Below are 16,495 nucleotides of genomic sequence, written 5' to 3' on the forward strand. Positions count from 1 at the left end.
GGTCGGGGTGGTCTGCGGTCCGTTCACGGAACAGAACCTTTCTGTGGGGTGTTGTCCCGCACGGGTAGGATACCCGCGGGGGTATAGAGGAGGAGAAAAGGTGCAACTCGACATGTCGGCCGAGGAGCTGAAGTCCGCGCTCAACCGGCTGCGACGCGCCCAGGGACAGCTCGCGGGCGTGATCCGGATGATCGAGGAGGGCCGGGACTGCGAGGACGTGGTCACCCAGCTCGCCGCGGTCTCCCGGGCCCTGGACCGGGCCGGCTTCGCGATCATCGCTACGGGCCTGGAGCAGTGCATGACCAGCGAGGACCCGGAGGTCCGGGACTCCGCACAGATGCGCGCCCGCCTGGAGAAGCTGTTCCTCTCGCTGGCCTGAGCCGGGGTGAGCCGGCGTGAGCCGGGGGAGGGGCCGACGGGAGCGGCCCGGCGGTCACAGCACGGCCGTCAGGCCCATCCCCGCCGCGACGGTGAGCAGCACCGCGCCGAAGATCCGCTGGAGGGTGGCGGGGGAGACCCGCGCGGCGAGCCGCCGCCCGTCCCACGCCCCCAGCACGGCCGTCGCCAGGAACGGCATGATCAGCGCCCAGTCCAGGCCGCTCGCCGTCCAGGCGCGCGCCCCGAGGGCCACCAGCGCGTTGGCGACGATCACCAGCAGACTCGTGCCCACGGCGGCCCCCATGGGCACGGCCAGGACACCCACCAGCGCCGGTACGGCGAGAAAGCCGCCGCCGACCCCGAGGAACCCGGTCACCGCGCCGAGACCCGCCCCCGCCCCGGCCGCCCGGGCCGCCGAGACCGACGCACGCCCGCGTGGGGCACGGCGGCGCAGCATCCGCACGGCCGCCACGGCGGCGAGCACCGCGAACATCGAGGTCAGCACGGACTGCGGGATCCGCGCGGAGAGGGCGCCGGCCGTCGCGGCGGGCAGTACACCCGCCGCCGCGAACAGCAGCCCCGCCCGCCAGCGCACCGCCCCCGCGCGCGCGTGGGCCACGAGCGCGGTGACCGAGGTGACGATCACGATGACCAGGCTCGCCGTGGTCGCCGAGGCCGGGTCGAAACCCAGCAGATAGATCAGCGCCGGTACGGTCAGGATGCTGCCGCCCGCCCCCAGCGCGCCCAGGGCGACACCGACCAGGGCCCCGGCGAGCAGCGCCAGCGCGAACGCGCTCACCGCACGGTCCCGGCGGCCCCGCGCGCGCTCTCGACGGGCAGCCCCAGGGCGGCCCACTCCCGCATCCCGCCGACCACGTCGGGCGCGGACACACCCCGCGCGGCGAGCAGCTCGGCCGCCTGCCGGGAACGGTTGCCGGACCGGCAGATCAGCACCGGGTCCCGGCCGTCGGGCAGCCCCGCCGGCGCGTCCGCCAGCACGGACAGCGGCAGGTGGACGGCGCCCGGCGCGTGACCGGCGGCGAACTCGTCCTCCTCACGGACGTCGACCAGCACGGCCGACCCCGCCTGGAGCAGCCGGTGCGCCTGGGCAGGGGTGACACGGCTCGTGCCGAGACGCAGACCGGCTCCGGCCGCCGCGGCGAAGCCGTCGTCGACGGCCACCACCGCCCGGCCCGCCGCGTCGAGCAGGGACGCGGCGATCGCCGCCCGCATCCCGCCCGCGCAGTGCACCCACACCGTGCCGGCCGGCACCTCGTCCAGCCGCCGGTGCAGCTGGTGCACCGGGATGTGGACGCTGCCCTCGATCCAGCCGGCGGCCCGCTCGCCCTCGCGGCGCACGTCCAGCACGACGACGTCGTCGCGGCGCGCCCGGGCCGCGGCGAGCCCGGCGAAGGTCGACCGGGGGAAGGAGGCGGGCGCCGTCCCCTCGGGCAGCCAGTCGGCCGGGGAACCGACGGCCGCCGCGGCCGGCCGGTCGATGCCGACCCGGATCAGCTCCCGCTGCGCCCGGGAGACGTCCTCGGCGCTCGCCGCGAGCAGCGTCACCGGCTTGCCCCACGGAACCATCCAGGCGAGATAGGTCGCCAGCTGCCCGTCGACCTCGAAGTTGAACGCGCCCGCCACATGCCCCTCGGCGAACGCCACCCGGCCGCGCAGGTCCACCACCCACTCACCGGCCGCGAGCCGCCGGGCGAGCTCGGCCGCGTCGGCCCGCCGGGGCGGCGTCAGATCCACCGGCGCCGGCCCGCCCGCGTTGGCCGGGCCCATGTGCGCGTAGTACGCGGGCACGTCGTCCAGACCGGCCAGCAGCTCCTTCACGAACGTGTCCACGTCCTGCGCCAGCGCCGGATTGGACGCCTTCTCCGCGCCGATCGTGCTGCTCTCGCCGCCCGCCTGCCCGGCGGAACAGAAACTTCCGAAACCGTGCGTCGGCAGCACGGACACCTCGTCGCCCAGCTCGGCCGCGAGCCGGTGCGCGGAGGCGTGCTGCGCCCGGGCCAGCCGCTCGGTCAGCCGGGGCTCGACCAGGTCCGGGCGGCCCACGCTGCCGATCAGCAGCGACCCGCCGGTGAACGCCGCCACCGGCCGCCCGGACTCCTGAAGGACGTACGCCGTGTGGTGCGGGGTGTGCCCGGGCGTGGCCACCGCGCGCAGCACCAGGTCCTCGTCGACCGGCTCCAGGTCCCCGTCGGCGACCGGCACGCGCGGGTACGCCACCTCCGCCCCGGCCGGCACCAGGTAGCGGGCCCCGGTCAGCCGGGCCAGCTCCAGGCCGCCGGTCACGTAGTCGTTGTGGACGTGGGTCTCGGCGACGGCCACGATCCGCACCCCGCGCCGGGCCGCCGCGGCGATCACCCGGTCGATGTCCCGCGGCGGATCCACGACCACCGCGGCCCGGGCGCCGCCCGCCAGATAGCTGCGGTTTCCCAGCCCCTCGGTCTTCAGGACGTCGGCAAAGAACACGGCACTCTCCCTTGCTGGAAAATTACCCCCGGGGGTATCTGTTCCTCACCGTAACAGAGATACCCCCCGGGGTATTCCGGCGGGTGTTTCCCGGCCCCGGTCCCGCGCGACTTCGCCCGCCCCGGATGGCACCGTGTCCCCGGACACCCCCGCCCCCGGCCCAGGAGAACCACCCGGTGAACCCACCCACGCTCGACGCCCTCGACCTGAAGCTGCTCCAGGCACTGCAACTCGACGGACGGGCGCCGTTCAGCCGTATCGCCCAGGTCCTGGGGGTCTCCGACCAGACCGTCGCCCGCCGCTTCCGCCGACTGCGCACCACCGCCGGGCTGCGCGTCCTCGGCATGACCGACGAGGTCCGGCTCGGCCGCAGCAACTGGATCGTCCGGCTGTCCTGCACCCCCGACGTCGCCGACCCGCTCGCCGCCGCCCTCGCCCGCCGCCCCGACACCATGTACGTCGCCCTGATCTCCGGCGGCACCGAGGTGATGTGCGCGATGCGGCCCCGCAGCCGCCGTGAACGCGACGAACTCCTCCTCGGCCACCTCCGCCGCACCCCGCGCGTCACCTCGATCAGCGCCCACTGCCTCCTGCACTCCTTCTACGGCGGCCCCCTCGGCTGGCTCACCAAGACCGACGCCCTCACCCCCGACGAGGCCGCCGCCCTGCGCCGGGCCCACCCCGGCACACCCGCCGCACCGGTGGACGTCGACCCGGACGACGAACGCCTGCTCGCCCTGCTCCGCGAGGACGGCCGCGCCCCCCTCACCGAACTCCAGACCGCCACCGGCCTCACCGAGTCCGTGGTCGGCCGCCGCCTGGAGCGGCTGCTCGCGACCGGCGTGCTCTACTTCGACGTCCAGCACGACGTGGAACCCCTCGGCCAGGAGATCGAGGCGATGCTCTGGCTCACCGTGGAACCGGCCTCCCTGGCGGGCGCCGGCCACGCCCTGGCCGCCCACCCCGAGGTCCGCTTCGCCGCCGCGACCACCGGTCGGGCCAACCTCTTCGCCGCCACCCTGCACACCGGCCCCGGCGCCCTCTACGCCTACCTCAGCGAGCGCATCGGCGCCCTGGAGGGCGTACGGTCCGTCGAAACCCTCCTGGCACTCCGTCAGGTGAAACAACTCGCCTACGACCGGAGTCGCTCCCCGGGCGACCGGGGTGCCCCGCACTAGGCTCGGCAGCCTCCAGCGGAAGGGGCCCGGACGTGAAGATCCTGATCAGCGCCGACATGGAGGGCGCCACCGGCGTCACCTGGCCGGCCGACGTGCTGCCGGGGACCCCGCAGTGGGAACGGTGCCGGTCGATGTTCACCTCCGACGTCAACGCGGCCGCCCTCGGCTTCTTCGACGGCGGCGCCGACGAGGTCGTCGTCAACGAGGCCCACTGGACCATGCGCAACCTCCTCCTCGAACGCCTCGACGACCGCGTCGAGATGCTCACCGGACGGCACAAGTCCCTCTCCATGGTGGAAGGCGTCCAGCACGCGGACATCGACGGCATCGCCTTCGTCGGCTACCACGCCGGCGCCGGCATGGAGGGCGTCCTCGCCCACACCTACCTCGCCAACTCCCTCACCGGCGTCTGGCTGAACGACGTACGCGCCAGCGAGGGCCTCCTCAACGCCCACGTCGTCGCCGAGTACGGCGTCCCCGTCGTCCTGGTCACCGGCGACGACGTCGCCTGCGAGGACGCCCTCGGCTACGCCCCCGAGGCCCTGAAGGTGGCCGTCAAGGACCACGTCTCCCGCTACGCCGCCGTGTGCCGGACACCGGCCCGCACCGCCGCCGACATCCGCGCCGCCGCCAAGGAGGCGGCGGCCCTCGCCGTGCGACGGGATCCGGTCGACGGCGGACCGTACACGGTCGCCGTCGAGGTCGACGCCGAACACCTCGCCCTCGCCGCCACCGTCGTACCCGGCGTGATCCGCACCGGCGAACGTAGGATCGCGTACACCAGCGGCACGATGTACGAGTGCATTCGCACCTTCAAGGCGGTCACCACCGTCGTCTCGGCCGCGATCGAGGAGCAGTACGGCTGAAGCGGCACAGCAGCGGCCGAGCAGCAGGGCCGCACGGCGGGAACAGGAGCGGGATGGCTGACGCGCAGGCACGGGACGAGGTCGTCCGGTTCACCTCCGACCTCATCCGCATCGACACCACCAACCGGGGCGGCGGCGACTGCCGGGAACGGCCCGCCGCCGAGTACGCGGCCGCACGGCTGGCCGACGCCGGCCTCGAACCCGCCCTCCTCGAACGCACCCCCGGACGCACCAACGTCGTCGCCCGCGTCGAGGGCACCGACCCCCGCGCCGACGCCCTGCTGCTCCACGGCCACCTCGACGTCGTCCCCGCCGAGCCCGCCGACTGGACCGTGCACCCCTTCTCCGGCGAGGTCCGCGACGGGGTGGTGTGGGGCCGTGGCGCCGTCGACATGAAGAACATGGACGCGATGATCCTCGCCGTGGTGCGCGCCTGGGCCCGGCAGGGCGTACGCCCCCGCCGCGACATCGTCCTCGCCTTCACCGCCGACGAGGAGGCCAGCGCCGAGGACGGAGCCGGATTCCTCGCCGACCGTCACGCCGCCCTCTTCGAGGGCTGCACCGAAGCCGTCGGCGAGTCCGGCGCGTTCACCTTCCACGACGGCGCCGGCCGCGAGATCTACCCCATCGCGGCGGGCGAACGCGGCACCGGCTGGCTCCGCCTCACCGCCCGCGGCCGCGCCGGTCACGGCTCCAAGGTCAACCGGGAGAACGCCGTCACCCGGCTCGCCGCCGCCGTCACCCGGATCGGCGAGCACACATGGCCCCTGCGCCTCACCCCCACCGTCCGCGCCGCACTCACCGAACTCGCCGCCCTCTACGGCCTGGAGAGCGCCCTCGACGACCCCGACGCCGTGGACATCCTGCTGAAGAAGCTCGGCCCGGCCGCCTCCCTCGTCGAGGCGACGGTCCGCAACAGCGCCAACCCGACCATGCTGGAAGCCGGTTACAAGCTCAACGTGATCCCCGGCGAGGCCGTCGCCCATGTCGACGGACGCTATCTCCCGGGCACCGAGGACGAGTTCGCCACCACCCTCGACGAACTCACCGGCCCCGACGTCGACTGGGAGTTCCGCCACCGCTCCGTCGCCCTCCAGGCACCCGTCGACGCCCCCCTCTACGCCAAGATGCGGGCCGCCGTCGAGGAGTTCGCCCCCGAGGGGCATGTGGTGCCGTACTGCATGTCCGGCGGCACCGACGCCAAGCAGTTCTCCCGGCTCGGCATCGACGCCGCCTACGGCTTCGCACCGCTGAAGCTGCCCGAGGGCTTCGACTACCAGGCCCTCTTCCACGGCGTCGACGAACGCGTCCCCGTCGAGGCCCTGCACTTCGGCGTCCGCGTCCTCGACCGGTTCCTGCGCACGGCCTAGACGAGCGGGGAGAACGTGCAGATCCTGCCGTACGGTTCCTGGCCCTCACCCCTCGACGCCCGCCTCGCCGCGGCCCACGACGGCCGGCCCGAGTACGTCGGCTTCGTCGGCGACGAGGTGTGGTGGACCGCGCCCCGGCCCACCGAGGACGGCCGCCGCACCCTCGTCCGCCGCCGCACCGACGGCACCGAGGAATCCCTCCTGCCCCCGCCCTGGAACGTCCGCAGCCGCGTCCACGAATACGGCGGCCACCCCTGGGCGGCCGCCCGACTCCCCGACGGCCCGCTGCTGGTGTTCGTCCACCACGCCGACCAGCGTCTGTACGTCCGCGAACCCGGCCACGAGCCGCGCCCGTTGACCCCCCTCTCCGCCCTCGGCGGGGGACTGCGCTGGGCGGAACCCCAGTTGATCATCGATCGGGGCGAAGTCTGGTGCGTCCTGGAGGAGTTCACCGGACCCGCCCCCACCGACGTCCGCCGTCTCCTGGCCGCCGTCCCCCTCGACGGCTCGGCCGCCCGCGACCGCACCGCCGTCCGTGAACTCACCGACGACCACCACCGCTTCCTCACCGGCCCCCGCCTCTCACCCGACGGCCGGCACGCCGCCTGGCTGGCCTGGGACCATCCCCGGATGCCCTGGGACGGCACCGAGGTGATCGTCGCCGAGGTCACCCCGGACGGACCGGACGGACCCCTGAGCGGGGCCCGGGTGGTGGCGGGCGGCCCGGCGGAGTCGATCGCCCAGGTGGACTGGCAGCGGTCGACGGGCGGCGGTATGCAGTCCGCGGTCGACGGCGTGCGGTCCGCGGGCGACCGTATGCAATCCACCGGCGATCGTATCCAGCCCACGGGCGACCGCCTCCTGTATGCAAGCGACCGCACCGGCTGGTGGAACCTCTACCGGGACCACGAACCCCTCTGCCCCCGCGAGGAGGAGTTCGGCGGCGCCCTCTGGAAGCTCGGCCTGCGCTGGTTCGCCCCCCTCGACAACGGGCTCGTCGCCGTCGTGCACGGCCGGGGCGCCACCGCCCTCGGCATCCTCGACCCGGAGACCGGGGAGCTGGTCGACGCGGCGGGGCCGTGGACGGAGTTCGCGTCCACGCTGGCCGTGCGCGGGGACCGGGTGGTCGCGGTGGCGGCCAGTCCGCGGACCGGCTACGAGGTGGTGGAGCTGGACGCCCGGACCGGGCGCGCCCGGGTGATCGGGGGTGCGCACGAGGACGCGGTGGATCCGGTGTACTACCCCGAGCCGCAGATCCGCACCTTCGCCGGCCCCGACGGGCGGGAGGTGCACGCCCATGTCTACCCACCGCACCACCCGGCCTGCGCGGCGCCCGGACACGAGCTGCCGCCCTACGTGGTGTGGGCGCACGGCGGGCCCACCGACCGGGCGCCGCTGGTGCTGGATCTGGAGATCGCCTACTTCACCTCCCGGGGCATCGGGGTCGCCGAGGTCGACTACGGCGGGTCGACCGGATACGGGCGGGAGTACCGGGAGCGGCTGCGGGAGCAGTGGGGAGTGGTGGACGTCGAGGACTGCGCCGCCGTCGCCCGGGCACTCGCCGACGAGGGCACCGCCGACCGGGACCGGCTGGCGATCCGCGGCGGCAGCGCCGGCGGCTGGACCGCCGCCGCCTCGCTGACCGGCACCGAGGTGTATGCGTGCGCCACCATCCGGTATCCCGTACTGGACCTGGTGGGCTGGGCGACCGGCGAGACCCACGACCTGGAGTCCCGTTACCCGGACACCCTGGTCGGGCCGCTCGCCGAGGTGCCCGCCCGGTACGCGGAGCGCTCGCCCGTCGAGCACGCCGAGCGGATCACCGTACCGTTTCTGCTGTTGCAGGGCCTGGACGACGTGATCTGCCCGCCGGTGCAGTGCCAACGGTTCCTGGCCCGGCTGGCGGGGCGGCGGGTGCCGTACGCCTATCTCGCGTTCGAGGGCGAGGGGCACGGGTTCCGGCGGGCGCAGACCACCGTGCGGGCGCTTGAGGCCGAGCTGTCCCTGTACGCTCAGGTGTTCGGGCTGCGCCCGCCCGGCATCCCCACCCTGGAGTTCACGCAGTGAAGGACCTCGTGCGGCCGTCCCGGCTGGCCCCCGGCGCCCGGGTGGCCGTCGTCGCCCCCAGCGGACCCGTGGCGGAGGAGCGGCTCCAGGCCGGGCTCGATCTGCTGCGCGGCTGGGACCTCGACCCGGTGGCCGCGCCCCACGTCCTGGACCGCCACCCGGACCTCGGGCATCTCGCCGGCACCGACGCCGACCGGGCCGCCGACCTCCAGCGGGCCTGGTGCGACCCGTCCGTGGACGCCGTGCTGTGCGCCCGGGGCGGCTACGGCGCCCAGCGCGTCGTCGACCTGCTGGACTGGGCGGCGATGCGGGCGGCCGGGCCGAAGGTGTTCGTCGGGTTCAGCGACAGCACCACGCTCCATGAGGCGTTCGCGGTGCGCCTCGGCCTGGTCACGCTCTACGGCCCGGTCGCCGCCGGCGTCGACTTCGTCAAGAACGCCCGCGCCCAGGACCATCTCAGGGCCACCCTCTTCGCCCCCGAGACCGTCCGCACCCTCACCTCCGCCACCCCTGGCCGCACCCTCGCCCCCGGCCGTGCCCGGGGCGTCACCCTCGGCGGCTGCCTCACCCTCCTCGCCACCGGACACGGCACCCCGCACACCCGGACCGGCGCACGCGGCGGGCTGCTGCTGATCGAGGACGTGGCCGAGCCGCCGTACGCCGTGGACCGTGCCCTCACCCAGCTGCTGCGCACCGGGTGGCTGGACGGCGTGGCCGGCGTCGCGCTCGGTTCCTGGGACCGCTGCGGGCCGTACGAGGAGCTGCGGCCGGTGTTCGCCGACCGGCTCGGCGGGCTCGGGGTGCCGGTCGTCGAGGAACTCGGTTTCGGGCACTGCGAGGGCGCGCTGACCGTGCCCTTCGGGGTGGGCGCCGTGCTCGACGCGGACGCCGGCACCCTCACCCTGGACGAGCCGGCCCTGCGCTGACGTGCGGGGCGGCCGCTCGCGGCCCACCCTGGACGTATGACCGCGAAGTCCGCGAAGACGGCGAAGTCCGCGAAGGCCTCCGGGACGCACCGCGGCTCCGGTGGCTGGCGCGCGTCGCTGACGCCCGGCCGGGTCACCATGCTGGTGCTCGCCGCGCTCACTCTGATCTTCATCTTCGAGAACACCCAGGAGACCAGGATCAGACTGCTGATCCCCGAGGTGACCATGCCGCTGTGGGCGGCGCTGCTCGCCACCGGGCTGATCGGCGCGCTGTGCGGGGCGTACTTCCGTATGGGCCGCCGTCGCCGCTGACCGGCCGTAGGCTGGCGGGATGCCGCACACCGCCTCTCGCCACCTCGCCGAGGGCCCCCGCGTGGGGATACGTCACTTCACCTACGCCGACGGGGCCGAGTTCACCGCGCGGGTCCGGGAGAGCGAGGACCTGCACCGTCCGTGGCTGTTCCCGCCGGCCACCCCCGAGGCGTACGCCGCCTACGCGGGACGGCTGATCGAGGACCCCACCAAGGCCGGATTCCTCGTCTGCGAGAAGGAGCACGAGAAGGAGCACGAAGGGGCGGGCGCCGGGGCCGTCGCCGGGTTCATCAACATCAACAACATCGTGCACGGCGCCTTCCAGTGCGGTGCGCTCGGCTACGGGGCCTTCGCGCACGCGGCCGGCCGGGGGCTGATGCGCGAGGGGCTCGACCTGGTGGTCGGGTACGCGTTCGGGCCGATGCGGCTGCACCGGCTGGAGATCAACGTGCAGCCGGGGAACGCCGCCTCGATCGCCCTCGCCCGTTCGTGCGGGTTCCGGCTGGAGGGATTCTCCCCGAAGATGATCAACATCGACGGGGAGTGGCGCGACCACGAACGGTGGGCGCTCACCGCCGAGATGCGGACTTCCGGTTGATCTTCATGGTGTCGAGGTCCGTCACCGTCGACCTCAGCCCGGCGAACCCGTAGCCGAGCTCGCGCAGGGCCGTCTCCGCCCGGTCCTCGGCGAGTGCGCCCGCCATCTCCTCGCCGTCCGCCGCGTCCGACACCACCACGAACCGCATCGAGAAGTGCTTCAGCGGCCGCGGCTCGTACGACAGCGTGCCCTCCTCGGTGAAGCGCATGCTGTCCAGGCCGTGGCCCGCGGCCTCGGCGACCAGCCGGGCACGGGCCTCCTCGGTGAGACCGTCCCACGTACCCCGGACGATCACCCGGTAGGTGTGCCGCTCAGTCATGTTCGCTCCTCGCTCAACTCCTTGGACGGCCGAGGGTACGTCGGCGAGGATGCGGCGCATGCGGAATTTCGTCGTGGTGGACGCCCCCTCGAACCTGGGTCTGCGGCCGCCCGCATCCGGTACCGTCCCCGGCTGCCACAAGCTCGCCGGCGCCCTGCGCGAGCAGGGGATCCTGCGGCGGCTGGGCGCGGCCGAGGGCGGGGTGGTCGTCCCGCCGCGCTACGACCGGGGCGACTGGCGGGAGGGCGACGGCGTCTTCAACGCGGCCGCCCTCGCCGCGTACACCCGCCGGCTCGCCGACCGGATCGAACGGCACGTCCGGGCCGGCGGCTTTCCCGTCGTCCTCGGCGGGGACTGCTCGATCCAGCTCGGCGCGTCGCTCGCGCTGCGCCGCCTCGGCCGGTACGGGCTGGCGGCCGATGGGGGCACCTCCCACGCCCTTAAGGCAGTGGGGGAGCCTCGCCCGACTTCCGGCACCCCGGCAACTCCGACCGCGTCGGCGCCGCGGGCGGCGAGGAGGCGGCGCTCGCCACCGGCCGCGGCCAGCGCGACCTCACCCACCTGGAGGGTCTCGGCCCGTACCTCCGCGACGAGGACATCCGCTTCTCCGGTGTCCGCGACGCCTACGCGGAGGATCCCGAGGTCGTCGAACTCCGCGCCCTGAAGGTGCCCGTCGTCACCGTCGGCGAGCTGCGCACCTGGGAGCCCGAGGCGCTCGGCGACGCCACCGCCCAGGCCTTCGAGATCCCGCAACTGGACGGCTTCTGGGTCCACTTGGACGCCGATGTGCTCGACCCGACGGTCATGCCGGCCGTGGACAGCCCCGACCCCGACGGACTACTGCCCGGCGAACTCCTCGCCCTGCTGCGGCCGTTGCTCGCCTCCCCGCGCTGCGTCGGTCTCAACGTCACCATCTACGACCCCGATCTGGACCCCGACGGCACCGCCGGCACCCTCCTCACCGACATCGTGGTGTGCGCTCGCCCCCTTTGGGGAGTAGGCCCTACCCGGCGGCGTTCCGGTCGACGTACTCGTACACCGAGCCGTCCGGGTGGCGGACGACCAGGGTGCGGCCCGCCGGGGTCGGCACCGGGCCCGCGATGATGTCCGCGCCCAGCTCGCAGAGCGTCCGGTGGGCCTCCTCGACCTCCTTGACGGCGATCGTCGCCGCCACCTTGCGCAGCACCTCCAGCTCCTCCTCGGGCCCGCTCATCAGCAGGAAGCAGCCCACCGCGGCCACCTCCACACCCCCGCGCCCGAAGCGGAGCGCTCTGGTGCCCGCGAGCCGCTCGTAGAACGAGACCGAGGCCTCCAGATCGTCGACGCAGACCCGCAGCGTGGCTCCCAGAATGTCCATGCGGCGAGCCTGGCCGCGGCGCGCGGCGACCGGGATTCCTTCACCCGGTCCCGCCCGTGGGCCCGTGGCGCCCCGGCTGAGCCACGCCGCCCGGCGCGCGGAACACGGTCCCCGGCCGGGCCACGGCCCTGGCCTTCGCCGCGCGGGGGCCCGCGTCGGGCAGCCGGGTCCAGGCACATGTTTGGCCGCCCAGGCCGGGGGGACGCGGAAGCCCCGGACGACCGATCGGCACCCGGAGGTGAACCGTGGCCCGACCCCGCACCGTGAACGCCCGTGCGACCCGCCCCCACACCCCTTCCGAAGGAGGCCGGCCCGATGGACACCGCTGAACTCACCGAACTCGGACAGCAGTTGCGCGTGGACAGTGTGCGTGCGGCGGCCGCCGCCGGCTCCGGGCATCCGACGTCGTCGATGTCGGCCGCGGACCTGATGGCGGTGCTGCTCGCGCACCACCTGCGCTACGACTTCGACCGGCCCGCCCACCCGGCCAACGACCGCTTCGTCCTCTCCAAGGGCCACGCCTCCCCCCTCCTCTACGCCGCCTACAAGGCGGCCGGCGCGATCGGCGACGACGAACTCCTCACCTTCCGCACGCTCGGCAGCCGTCTCGAAGGGCATCCCACCCCCAGGCGGCTGCCCTGGGTGGAGACGGCCACCGGCTCGCTCGGCCAGGGCCTGCCCGTCGGCGTCGGTATCGCCCTCGCCGGCAAGCGACTGGACCGCACCGGCTACCGGGTGTGGGTGCTGTGCGGGGACAGCGAGCTCGCCGAGGGCTCGGTGTGGGAGGCCGCCGAGCACGCGGCGTACGAGCATCTGGACGATCTCACCGCGATCGTCGACGTCAACCGGCTCGGCCAGCGCGGCCCGACCCGGCACGGCCACGACCTCGGCGCCTACGCCCGCCGCTTCCAGGCCTTCGGCTGGCACACCGTCGAGATCGACGGCCATGACGTGGACGCGATCGACCGGGCGTACGGCGAGGCGGTCTCCACCCGGGGACAGCCCACCGTGATCCTCGCCCGCACCCTCAAGGGCCGGGGCGTGGCGGGCGTCCAGGACCGCGAGGGCCTGCACGGCAAGCCGCTGCCCGACCCCGAGGAGGCGATCGAGGAACTGGGCGGCCCGCGCGACCTGCGTGTCGAGGTCCATGAGCCGCCCGCCGCCCGCGCACTGCACTCCGTCCCCACCGGACAGCCGGACCTGCCCCGCTGGGAGAAGGACTCCGGCGAGCAGGTCGCCACCCGGGACGCCTACGGGCAGGCCCTCGCCGCCCTCGGCAGCGCCCGCCCCGACGTCGTCGCCCTGGACGGTGAGGTGAGCGACTCCACGCGCGCCGAGTACTTCGCCAAGGAACACCCCGACCGCTTCTTCGAGTGCTACATCGCCGAACAGCAGCTCGTCGCCGCCGCGGTCGGCCTCGCGACGCGCGGCTGGGTGCCGTACGCCTCCACGTTCGCCGCCTTCCTGACCCGCGCCCACGACTTCGTCCGCATGGCCTCGGTCAGCGGTGCCGGCATCAACCTGGTGGGCTCGCACGCGGGCGTCGCCATCGGGCAGGACGGGCCCTCGCAGATGGGGCTGGAGGACCTCGCGATGTTCCGGGCCGTGCAGGGCTCGACCGTGCTCTACCCGTGCGACCCCAACCAGACCGCGCACCTGGTCACCACCATGGCCGGGCTCGAGGGCATCCGCTATCTGCGCACCTCGCGCGGCGGCGGCCCGGCGCTGTACGGGCCCGACGAGGAGTTCCCCGTCGGCGGCAGCAAGGTGCTGCGCTCCGGTGACCGCGACCGGCTGACGATCGTCGCCGCCGGTGTCACCGTCCCCGAGGCCCTCTCGGCGGCCGACGCGCTGGCGGGCGCGGGCATCGCGGTACGGGTCGTCGACCTGTACTCGGTCAAGCCCGTCGACCGGGTCACCCTGCGCCGCGCGGCCGAGGAGACCGGCTGCCTGATGACGGTGGAGGACCACCATCCGCAGGGCGGTCTCGGCGACGCCGTCCTCGACGCGTTCCTCGACGGCCGTCCCGTGCCCCGTCTGGCGCGGCTCGCGGTCCGTACGACACCGGGCTCGGCGTCCCCGGCCGAGCAGCTGCACGCCGCGGGCATCGACGCCGAGTCGATCGCCGCGTCCGTCCGGCTGCTGGTGGAGACGGCGGTCGTGCCGTGAGCCGGGCCGCCGGCGACGGCGTACCCACCCTGCGGGCGGGTACACGCGGGTACACCAGGGGAGGACCTCGTCGCGTACGGAGGACGCGGTAGCGCGGGCGGACGGCCGGGAGGACGATGAGGGGAACCGGGAGGACGAGGAGGAGGTGGGTACGAGGACGAGGACAGGGGATCGCCATCACCGGCGGCATCCGGATCAACCTGCTCGACATCGGGCTGCTCACCGTCGAACTGCTCGCCGTCGGGCTCCGGCTCGTGGTCGCCCCGTCGGGGGCAGGCGCCCGGTGCGCCCGGCAGGACGTCCGTGAGGAGAAGCTCCATGACCGGACTGCGTTACGTCTACGCCGTGTGCCGGCCGCTCGGCGCACCCTTGCAGGCCGATCTGACGGGGGTCGCGGGCGATCCGCCCCGGCTGCTCACCCACCACGGTCTGATCGCCGTCGTCAGCCATGTACCGGAACGGGATTTCTCCGCGGAGGCGCTGCGCCGCCGTCGGGAGGACCTGGACTGGCTGGCCGCCACCGTCCGCGCCCACCAGCAGGTCGTCGACGCGCTCACCGCCGTCACCACCCCGCTGCCGCTGCGGCTCGCCACCGTCTTCCGCGACGACAGCGGCGTACGCGTGATGATGGAGGAACAGGAGGACCACTTTCGCCGCACGCTGGACCGGCTGACCGGCCGCGTGGAGTGGGGCGTCAAGGTGTACGTCGAACCGGAACCCGAGCCCCTCGCGACGGCGCCGCCGGCCGCGCAGGAGGACATCCGGCGGCGCGCCGAACGCTACGCGGCCCGGCTGCACTCCACTCTCCTCGCGCACGCCGAGGACGCCCGGCTCCACCCGCCGCAGAACTCCTCCCTTTCCTCGGCCGGTGCGGGGCAGAACGTGCTGAATGCCGCCTATCTGGTTCCGCGTGCCCAATCCGAGGAATTCGTGGAGATCGTGGACCGTACGAAGGGCGAGGAAACCGGAATCCGTGTGGAACTCACCGGACCGTGGGCCGCCTATTCGTTCGTCGAGCCTTCGTCCGCCGAGCCTTCGTCCGCCGAGCGCGGAGGCGAAGGGGAATCCGGTGGACCGGGGGAGCAGGCATGACGGTCGTGGAGCGCCGTGCGGCCCGAGGACCTGGATCTGGTCCTCGGGCCGCACGGGCTTCTACCTCACCACCTGTACCAACGGCCCCTGCCCCCCGCCGCGGAAGTCCCGCGGAAAAGGAATCCGAGCAGCCAGACGACGAGAACCGCGAGTGCGATCCACCACAGCAGCTTCACCGCGAACCCGGCGCCGAAAAGCAGCAGTACCAACAACAGAACCAGCAGGATGGGAACCATAGTGTCAACCTCCTGCAGTGCGGGTTTCCCGGAATCCGCGAATCATCCGCGGCTCAGGTGTCCTTTCGGCACAGAATCTCTCCGTGCAGCACCGCGAACCAGCCGTCCTCCTGCCTGCCCCAGTCCCGCCAGGCCTGCGACACGGCCCGCAGCTGCTCCGGCGTGGCGTGGCCGCCCCCGGTGGCGCGTTCCGCGTACGCCGACGCCAGGGTGCGGTCGGCCCACAGACCGCTCCACCACGCCCGCTCCTGGGGGCTGCTGAACGTCCAGGTGGCGGAGGTCGCCGTGATGTCGGTGAAACCGGCCGCCAGCGCCCAGGACTTCAGCCGCCGCCCGGCGTCCGGCTCACCCCCGTTGGCCCGCGCCACCCGCCGGTACAGGTCCTGCCAGTCGTCCATGCCGGGCGAGGCGGGGTACCAGATCATCGCCGAGTAGTCCGAGTCGCGCACCGCGACGTACCCGCCCGGCTTCGTCACCCGCCGCATCTCGCGCAGCGCCTGCACCGGATCGCCGACGTGCTGGAGCACCTGGTGGGCGTGGACCACGCAGAACGAGTCGTCCGGGTGGTCCAGGGCGTGGACGTCCGCGACGGCGAAGTCGACGTTGGTCAGGCCCCGGTCGGCGGCCGTGGCCCGCGCCTGCTCCAGGACGTCCTCGGCGCGGTCGACGCCGGTGACGTGCCCGTCGGGGACCAGGGCCGCCAGGTCGGCGGTGATCGTGCCCGGCCCGCAGCCGATGTCCAGGATCCGCATGTGCGGCTTCAATGAACCGAGCAGGTAGGCCGCGGAGTTGGCGGCGGTGCGCCAGGTGTGGGAACGCAGCACCGACTCGTGGTGCCCGTGCGTGTAGACGGCGGTCTCCTGTGCCTTCGGCATGGCTCAGCCCCTCTTCTCGACATACCGGCCCCCGGGCTCCGGGAGTCCGGGGCGATGCTCGTCACCGTACGCGCATCGACCGCATCTTGAGACCATCTGTTTCGACATGTGGACTGATGGTGTGTCAGGGAGCTGGGATGCCCCGCCGGGTACCCTGAAGCCGCCGTCACCCGTGCGGGCGGCATCCGCGACCGGGAGGGTCCTCGCATGCGCCTGCTGCTCGTCCGCCACGGCCAGACCCCCACGAACGTCGACCACCTCCTCGACA

Annotated in this window: 16 protein-coding genes and 1 pseudogene; 11 read left to right on the plus strand and 6 right to left on the minus strand. The window is 73.9% G+C overall.

Annotated features, from left to right (window positions below; all coding sequences use genetic code 11):
* Nucleotides 1-100 precede the first annotated feature (100 nt).
* Entirely contained in the window at nucleotides 101-379 is a 279-nt protein-coding gene (locus AQJ64_RS02870) for a metal-sensitive transcriptional regulator (protein ID WP_055638536.1), read from the plus strand.
* Nucleotides 380-433: 54 nt separating this feature from the next.
* On the opposite strand, the gene AQJ64_RS02875 is transcribed toward AQJ64_RS02870, so the two are convergent.
* Together AQJ64_RS02875 and AQJ64_RS02880 are read right to left on the minus strand one after the other, a co-directional pair.
* A complete protein-coding gene (locus AQJ64_RS02875; protein WP_055638535.1) occupies nucleotides 434-1,177 on the minus strand; it encodes a sulfite exporter TauE/SafE family protein in 744 nt (247 codons plus the stop codon).
* Nucleotides 1,174-2,862 carry an MBL fold metallo-hydrolase gene (locus AQJ64_RS02880; RefSeq protein ID WP_059202378.1) on the minus strand — a complete coding sequence of 563 codons (1,689 nt, stop codon included), beginning with the start codon at nucleotides 2,860-2,862 and terminating at the stop codon, nucleotides 1,174-1,176. The genes AQJ64_RS02875 and AQJ64_RS02880 overlap by 4 nt, the downstream gene beginning before the upstream one ends.
* 176 nt (nucleotides 2,863-3,038) lie before the next feature.
* On the opposite strand from AQJ64_RS02880, the gene AQJ64_RS02885 reads away from it, so the two are divergent.
* Genes AQJ64_RS02885 through AQJ64_RS02915 form a run of 7 tightly spaced genes read left to right on the plus strand, consistent with a single transcriptional unit; the run spans nucleotide 3,039 to nucleotide 10,179 of the window.
* Nucleotides 3,039-4,040 (plus strand): Lrp/AsnC family transcriptional regulator, encoded by a 1,002-nt coding sequence (locus tag AQJ64_RS02885; protein ID WP_059202379.1) that lies wholly within the window; start codon nucleotides 3,039-3,041, stop codon nucleotides 4,038-4,040.
* Between the two features lie 32 nt (nucleotides 4,041-4,072).
* A complete protein-coding gene (locus AQJ64_RS02890) occupies nucleotides 4,073-4,906 on the plus strand; it encodes a M55 family metallopeptidase (RefSeq protein ID WP_055635132.1) in 834 nt (277 codons plus the stop codon).
* Nucleotides 4,907-4,959: 53 nt separating this feature from the next.
* Nucleotides 4,960-6,276: a M20/M25/M40 family metallo-hydrolase gene (locus AQJ64_RS02895; RefSeq protein WP_055635133.1), complete on the plus strand. Its 1,317-nt coding sequence runs from the start codon at nucleotides 4,960-4,962 to the stop codon at nucleotides 6,274-6,276.
* A 15-nt stretch (nucleotides 6,277-6,291) separates the two neighbouring features.
* Entirely contained in the window at nucleotides 6,292-8,343 is a 2,052-nt protein-coding gene (locus AQJ64_RS02900) for a prolyl oligopeptidase family serine peptidase (protein ID WP_055635134.1), read from the plus strand.
* Entirely contained in the window at nucleotides 8,340-9,269 is a 930-nt protein-coding gene (locus AQJ64_RS02905; protein WP_055635135.1) for a S66 peptidase family protein, read from the plus strand. The genes AQJ64_RS02900 and AQJ64_RS02905 overlap by 4 nt, the downstream gene beginning before the upstream one ends.
* Before the next feature lie 36 nt (nucleotides 9,270-9,305).
* On the plus strand, nucleotides 9,306-9,581 hold the full coding sequence (locus AQJ64_RS02910) for a LapA family protein (protein ID WP_055635136.1): 276 nt from the start codon (nucleotides 9,306-9,308) through the stop codon (nucleotides 9,579-9,581).
* A 19-nt stretch (nucleotides 9,582-9,600) separates the two neighbouring features.
* The gene (locus tag AQJ64_RS02915; RefSeq protein ID WP_055635137.1) at nucleotides 9,601-10,179 is read left to right on the plus strand and encodes a GNAT family N-acetyltransferase; all 579 of its coding nucleotides are present in this window, start codon (nucleotides 9,601-9,603) and stop codon (nucleotides 10,177-10,179) included.
* On the opposite strand, the gene AQJ64_RS02920 is transcribed toward AQJ64_RS02915, so the two are convergent.
* The gene (locus tag AQJ64_RS02920) at nucleotides 10,151-10,498 is read right to left on the minus strand and encodes a DUF6204 family protein (RefSeq protein ID WP_055635138.1); all 348 of its coding nucleotides are present in this window, start codon (nucleotides 10,496-10,498) and stop codon (nucleotides 10,151-10,153) included. The two genes, AQJ64_RS02915 and AQJ64_RS02920, sit on opposite strands and share 29 nt — an antisense overlap.
* A 58-nt stretch (nucleotides 10,499-10,556) precedes the next feature.
* On the opposite strand from AQJ64_RS02920, the pseudogene AQJ64_RS45210 reads away from it, so the two are divergent.
* Nucleotides 10,557-11,479: pseudogene (locus AQJ64_RS45210) on the plus strand (arginase family protein); the annotation flags it as partial.
* A gap of 22 nt (nucleotides 11,480-11,501) precedes the next feature.
* On the opposite strand, the gene AQJ64_RS02930 reads toward AQJ64_RS45210, so the two are convergent.
* Complete coding sequence (locus AQJ64_RS02930; protein WP_055635140.1) at nucleotides 11,502-11,855, minus strand: VOC family protein; 354 nt, start codon at nucleotides 11,853-11,855, stop codon at nucleotides 11,502-11,504.
* 315 nt (nucleotides 11,856-12,170) lie between these two features.
* Here AQJ64_RS02930 and AQJ64_RS02935 point away from each other — a divergent pair, with 315 nt between their 5' ends.
* On the plus strand, nucleotides 12,171-14,024 hold the full coding sequence (locus AQJ64_RS02935; RefSeq protein ID WP_055635141.1) for a transketolase: 1,854 nt from the start codon (nucleotides 12,171-12,173) through the stop codon (nucleotides 14,022-14,024).
* 318 nt (nucleotides 14,025-14,342) lie between these two features.
* Nucleotides 14,343-15,116, plus strand: coding sequence for a GvpL/GvpF family gas vesicle protein (locus AQJ64_RS02940; RefSeq protein WP_055635142.1), 774 nt, complete (start codon nucleotides 14,343-14,345; stop codon nucleotides 15,114-15,116).
* 65 nt (nucleotides 15,117-15,181) lie between these two features.
* Here AQJ64_RS02940 and AQJ64_RS02945 read toward each other — a convergent pair whose 3' ends face one another.
* Nucleotides 15,182-15,352, minus strand: a complete 171-nt coding sequence (locus AQJ64_RS02945; protein ID WP_055635143.1) for a hypothetical protein — start codon at nucleotides 15,350-15,352, stop codon at nucleotides 15,182-15,184.
* Nucleotides 15,353-15,405: 53 nt separating this feature from the next.
* Nucleotides 15,406-16,227 (minus strand): class I SAM-dependent methyltransferase, encoded by an 822-nt coding sequence (locus AQJ64_RS02950; RefSeq protein WP_055635144.1) that lies wholly within the window; start codon nucleotides 16,225-16,227, stop codon nucleotides 15,406-15,408.
* Nucleotides 16,228-16,495 lie beyond the last annotated feature (268 nt).

This window comes from Streptomyces griseoruber, from assembly GCF_001514205.1.
Lineage (GTDB): Bacteria > Actinomycetota > Actinomycetes > Streptomycetales > Streptomycetaceae > Streptomyces > Streptomyces griseoruber.

Excerpts from the sequence above, each read along its gene's own strand:
- AQJ64_RS02895 (WP_055635133.1), top strand. The coding sequence starts at position 4,960 with ATGGCTGACGCGCAGGCACGGGACGAGGTCGTCCGGTTCACCTCCGAC.
- AQJ64_RS02935 (WP_055635141.1), top strand. The coding sequence starts at position 12,171 with ATGGACACCGCTGAACTCACCGAACTCGGACAGCAGTTGCGCGTGGAC.
- AQJ64_RS02920 (WP_055635138.1), bottom strand. The coding sequence starts at position 10,498 with ATGACTGAGCGGCACACCTACCGGGTGATCGTCCGGGGTACGTGGGAC.
- AQJ64_RS02930 (WP_055635140.1), bottom strand. The coding sequence starts at position 11,855 with ATGGACATTCTGGGAGCCACGCTGCGGGTCTGCGTCGACGATCTGGAG.
- AQJ64_RS02915 (WP_055635137.1), top strand. The coding sequence starts at position 9,601 with ATGCCGCACACCGCCTCTCGCCACCTCGCCGAGGGCCCCCGCGTGGGG.
- AQJ64_RS02950 (WP_055635144.1), bottom strand. The coding sequence starts at position 16,227 with ATGCCGAAGGCACAGGAGACCGCCGTCTACACGCACGGGCACCACGAG.
- AQJ64_RS02945 (WP_055635143.1), bottom strand. The coding sequence starts at position 15,352 with ATGGTTCCCATCCTGCTGGTTCTGTTGTTGGTACTGCTGCTTTTCGGC.
- AQJ64_RS02910 (WP_055635136.1), top strand. The coding sequence starts at position 9,306 with ATGACCGCGAAGTCCGCGAAGACGGCGAAGTCCGCGAAGGCCTCCGGG.
- AQJ64_RS02940 (WP_055635142.1), top strand. The coding sequence starts at position 14,343 with ATGACCGGACTGCGTTACGTCTACGCCGTGTGCCGGCCGCTCGGCGCA.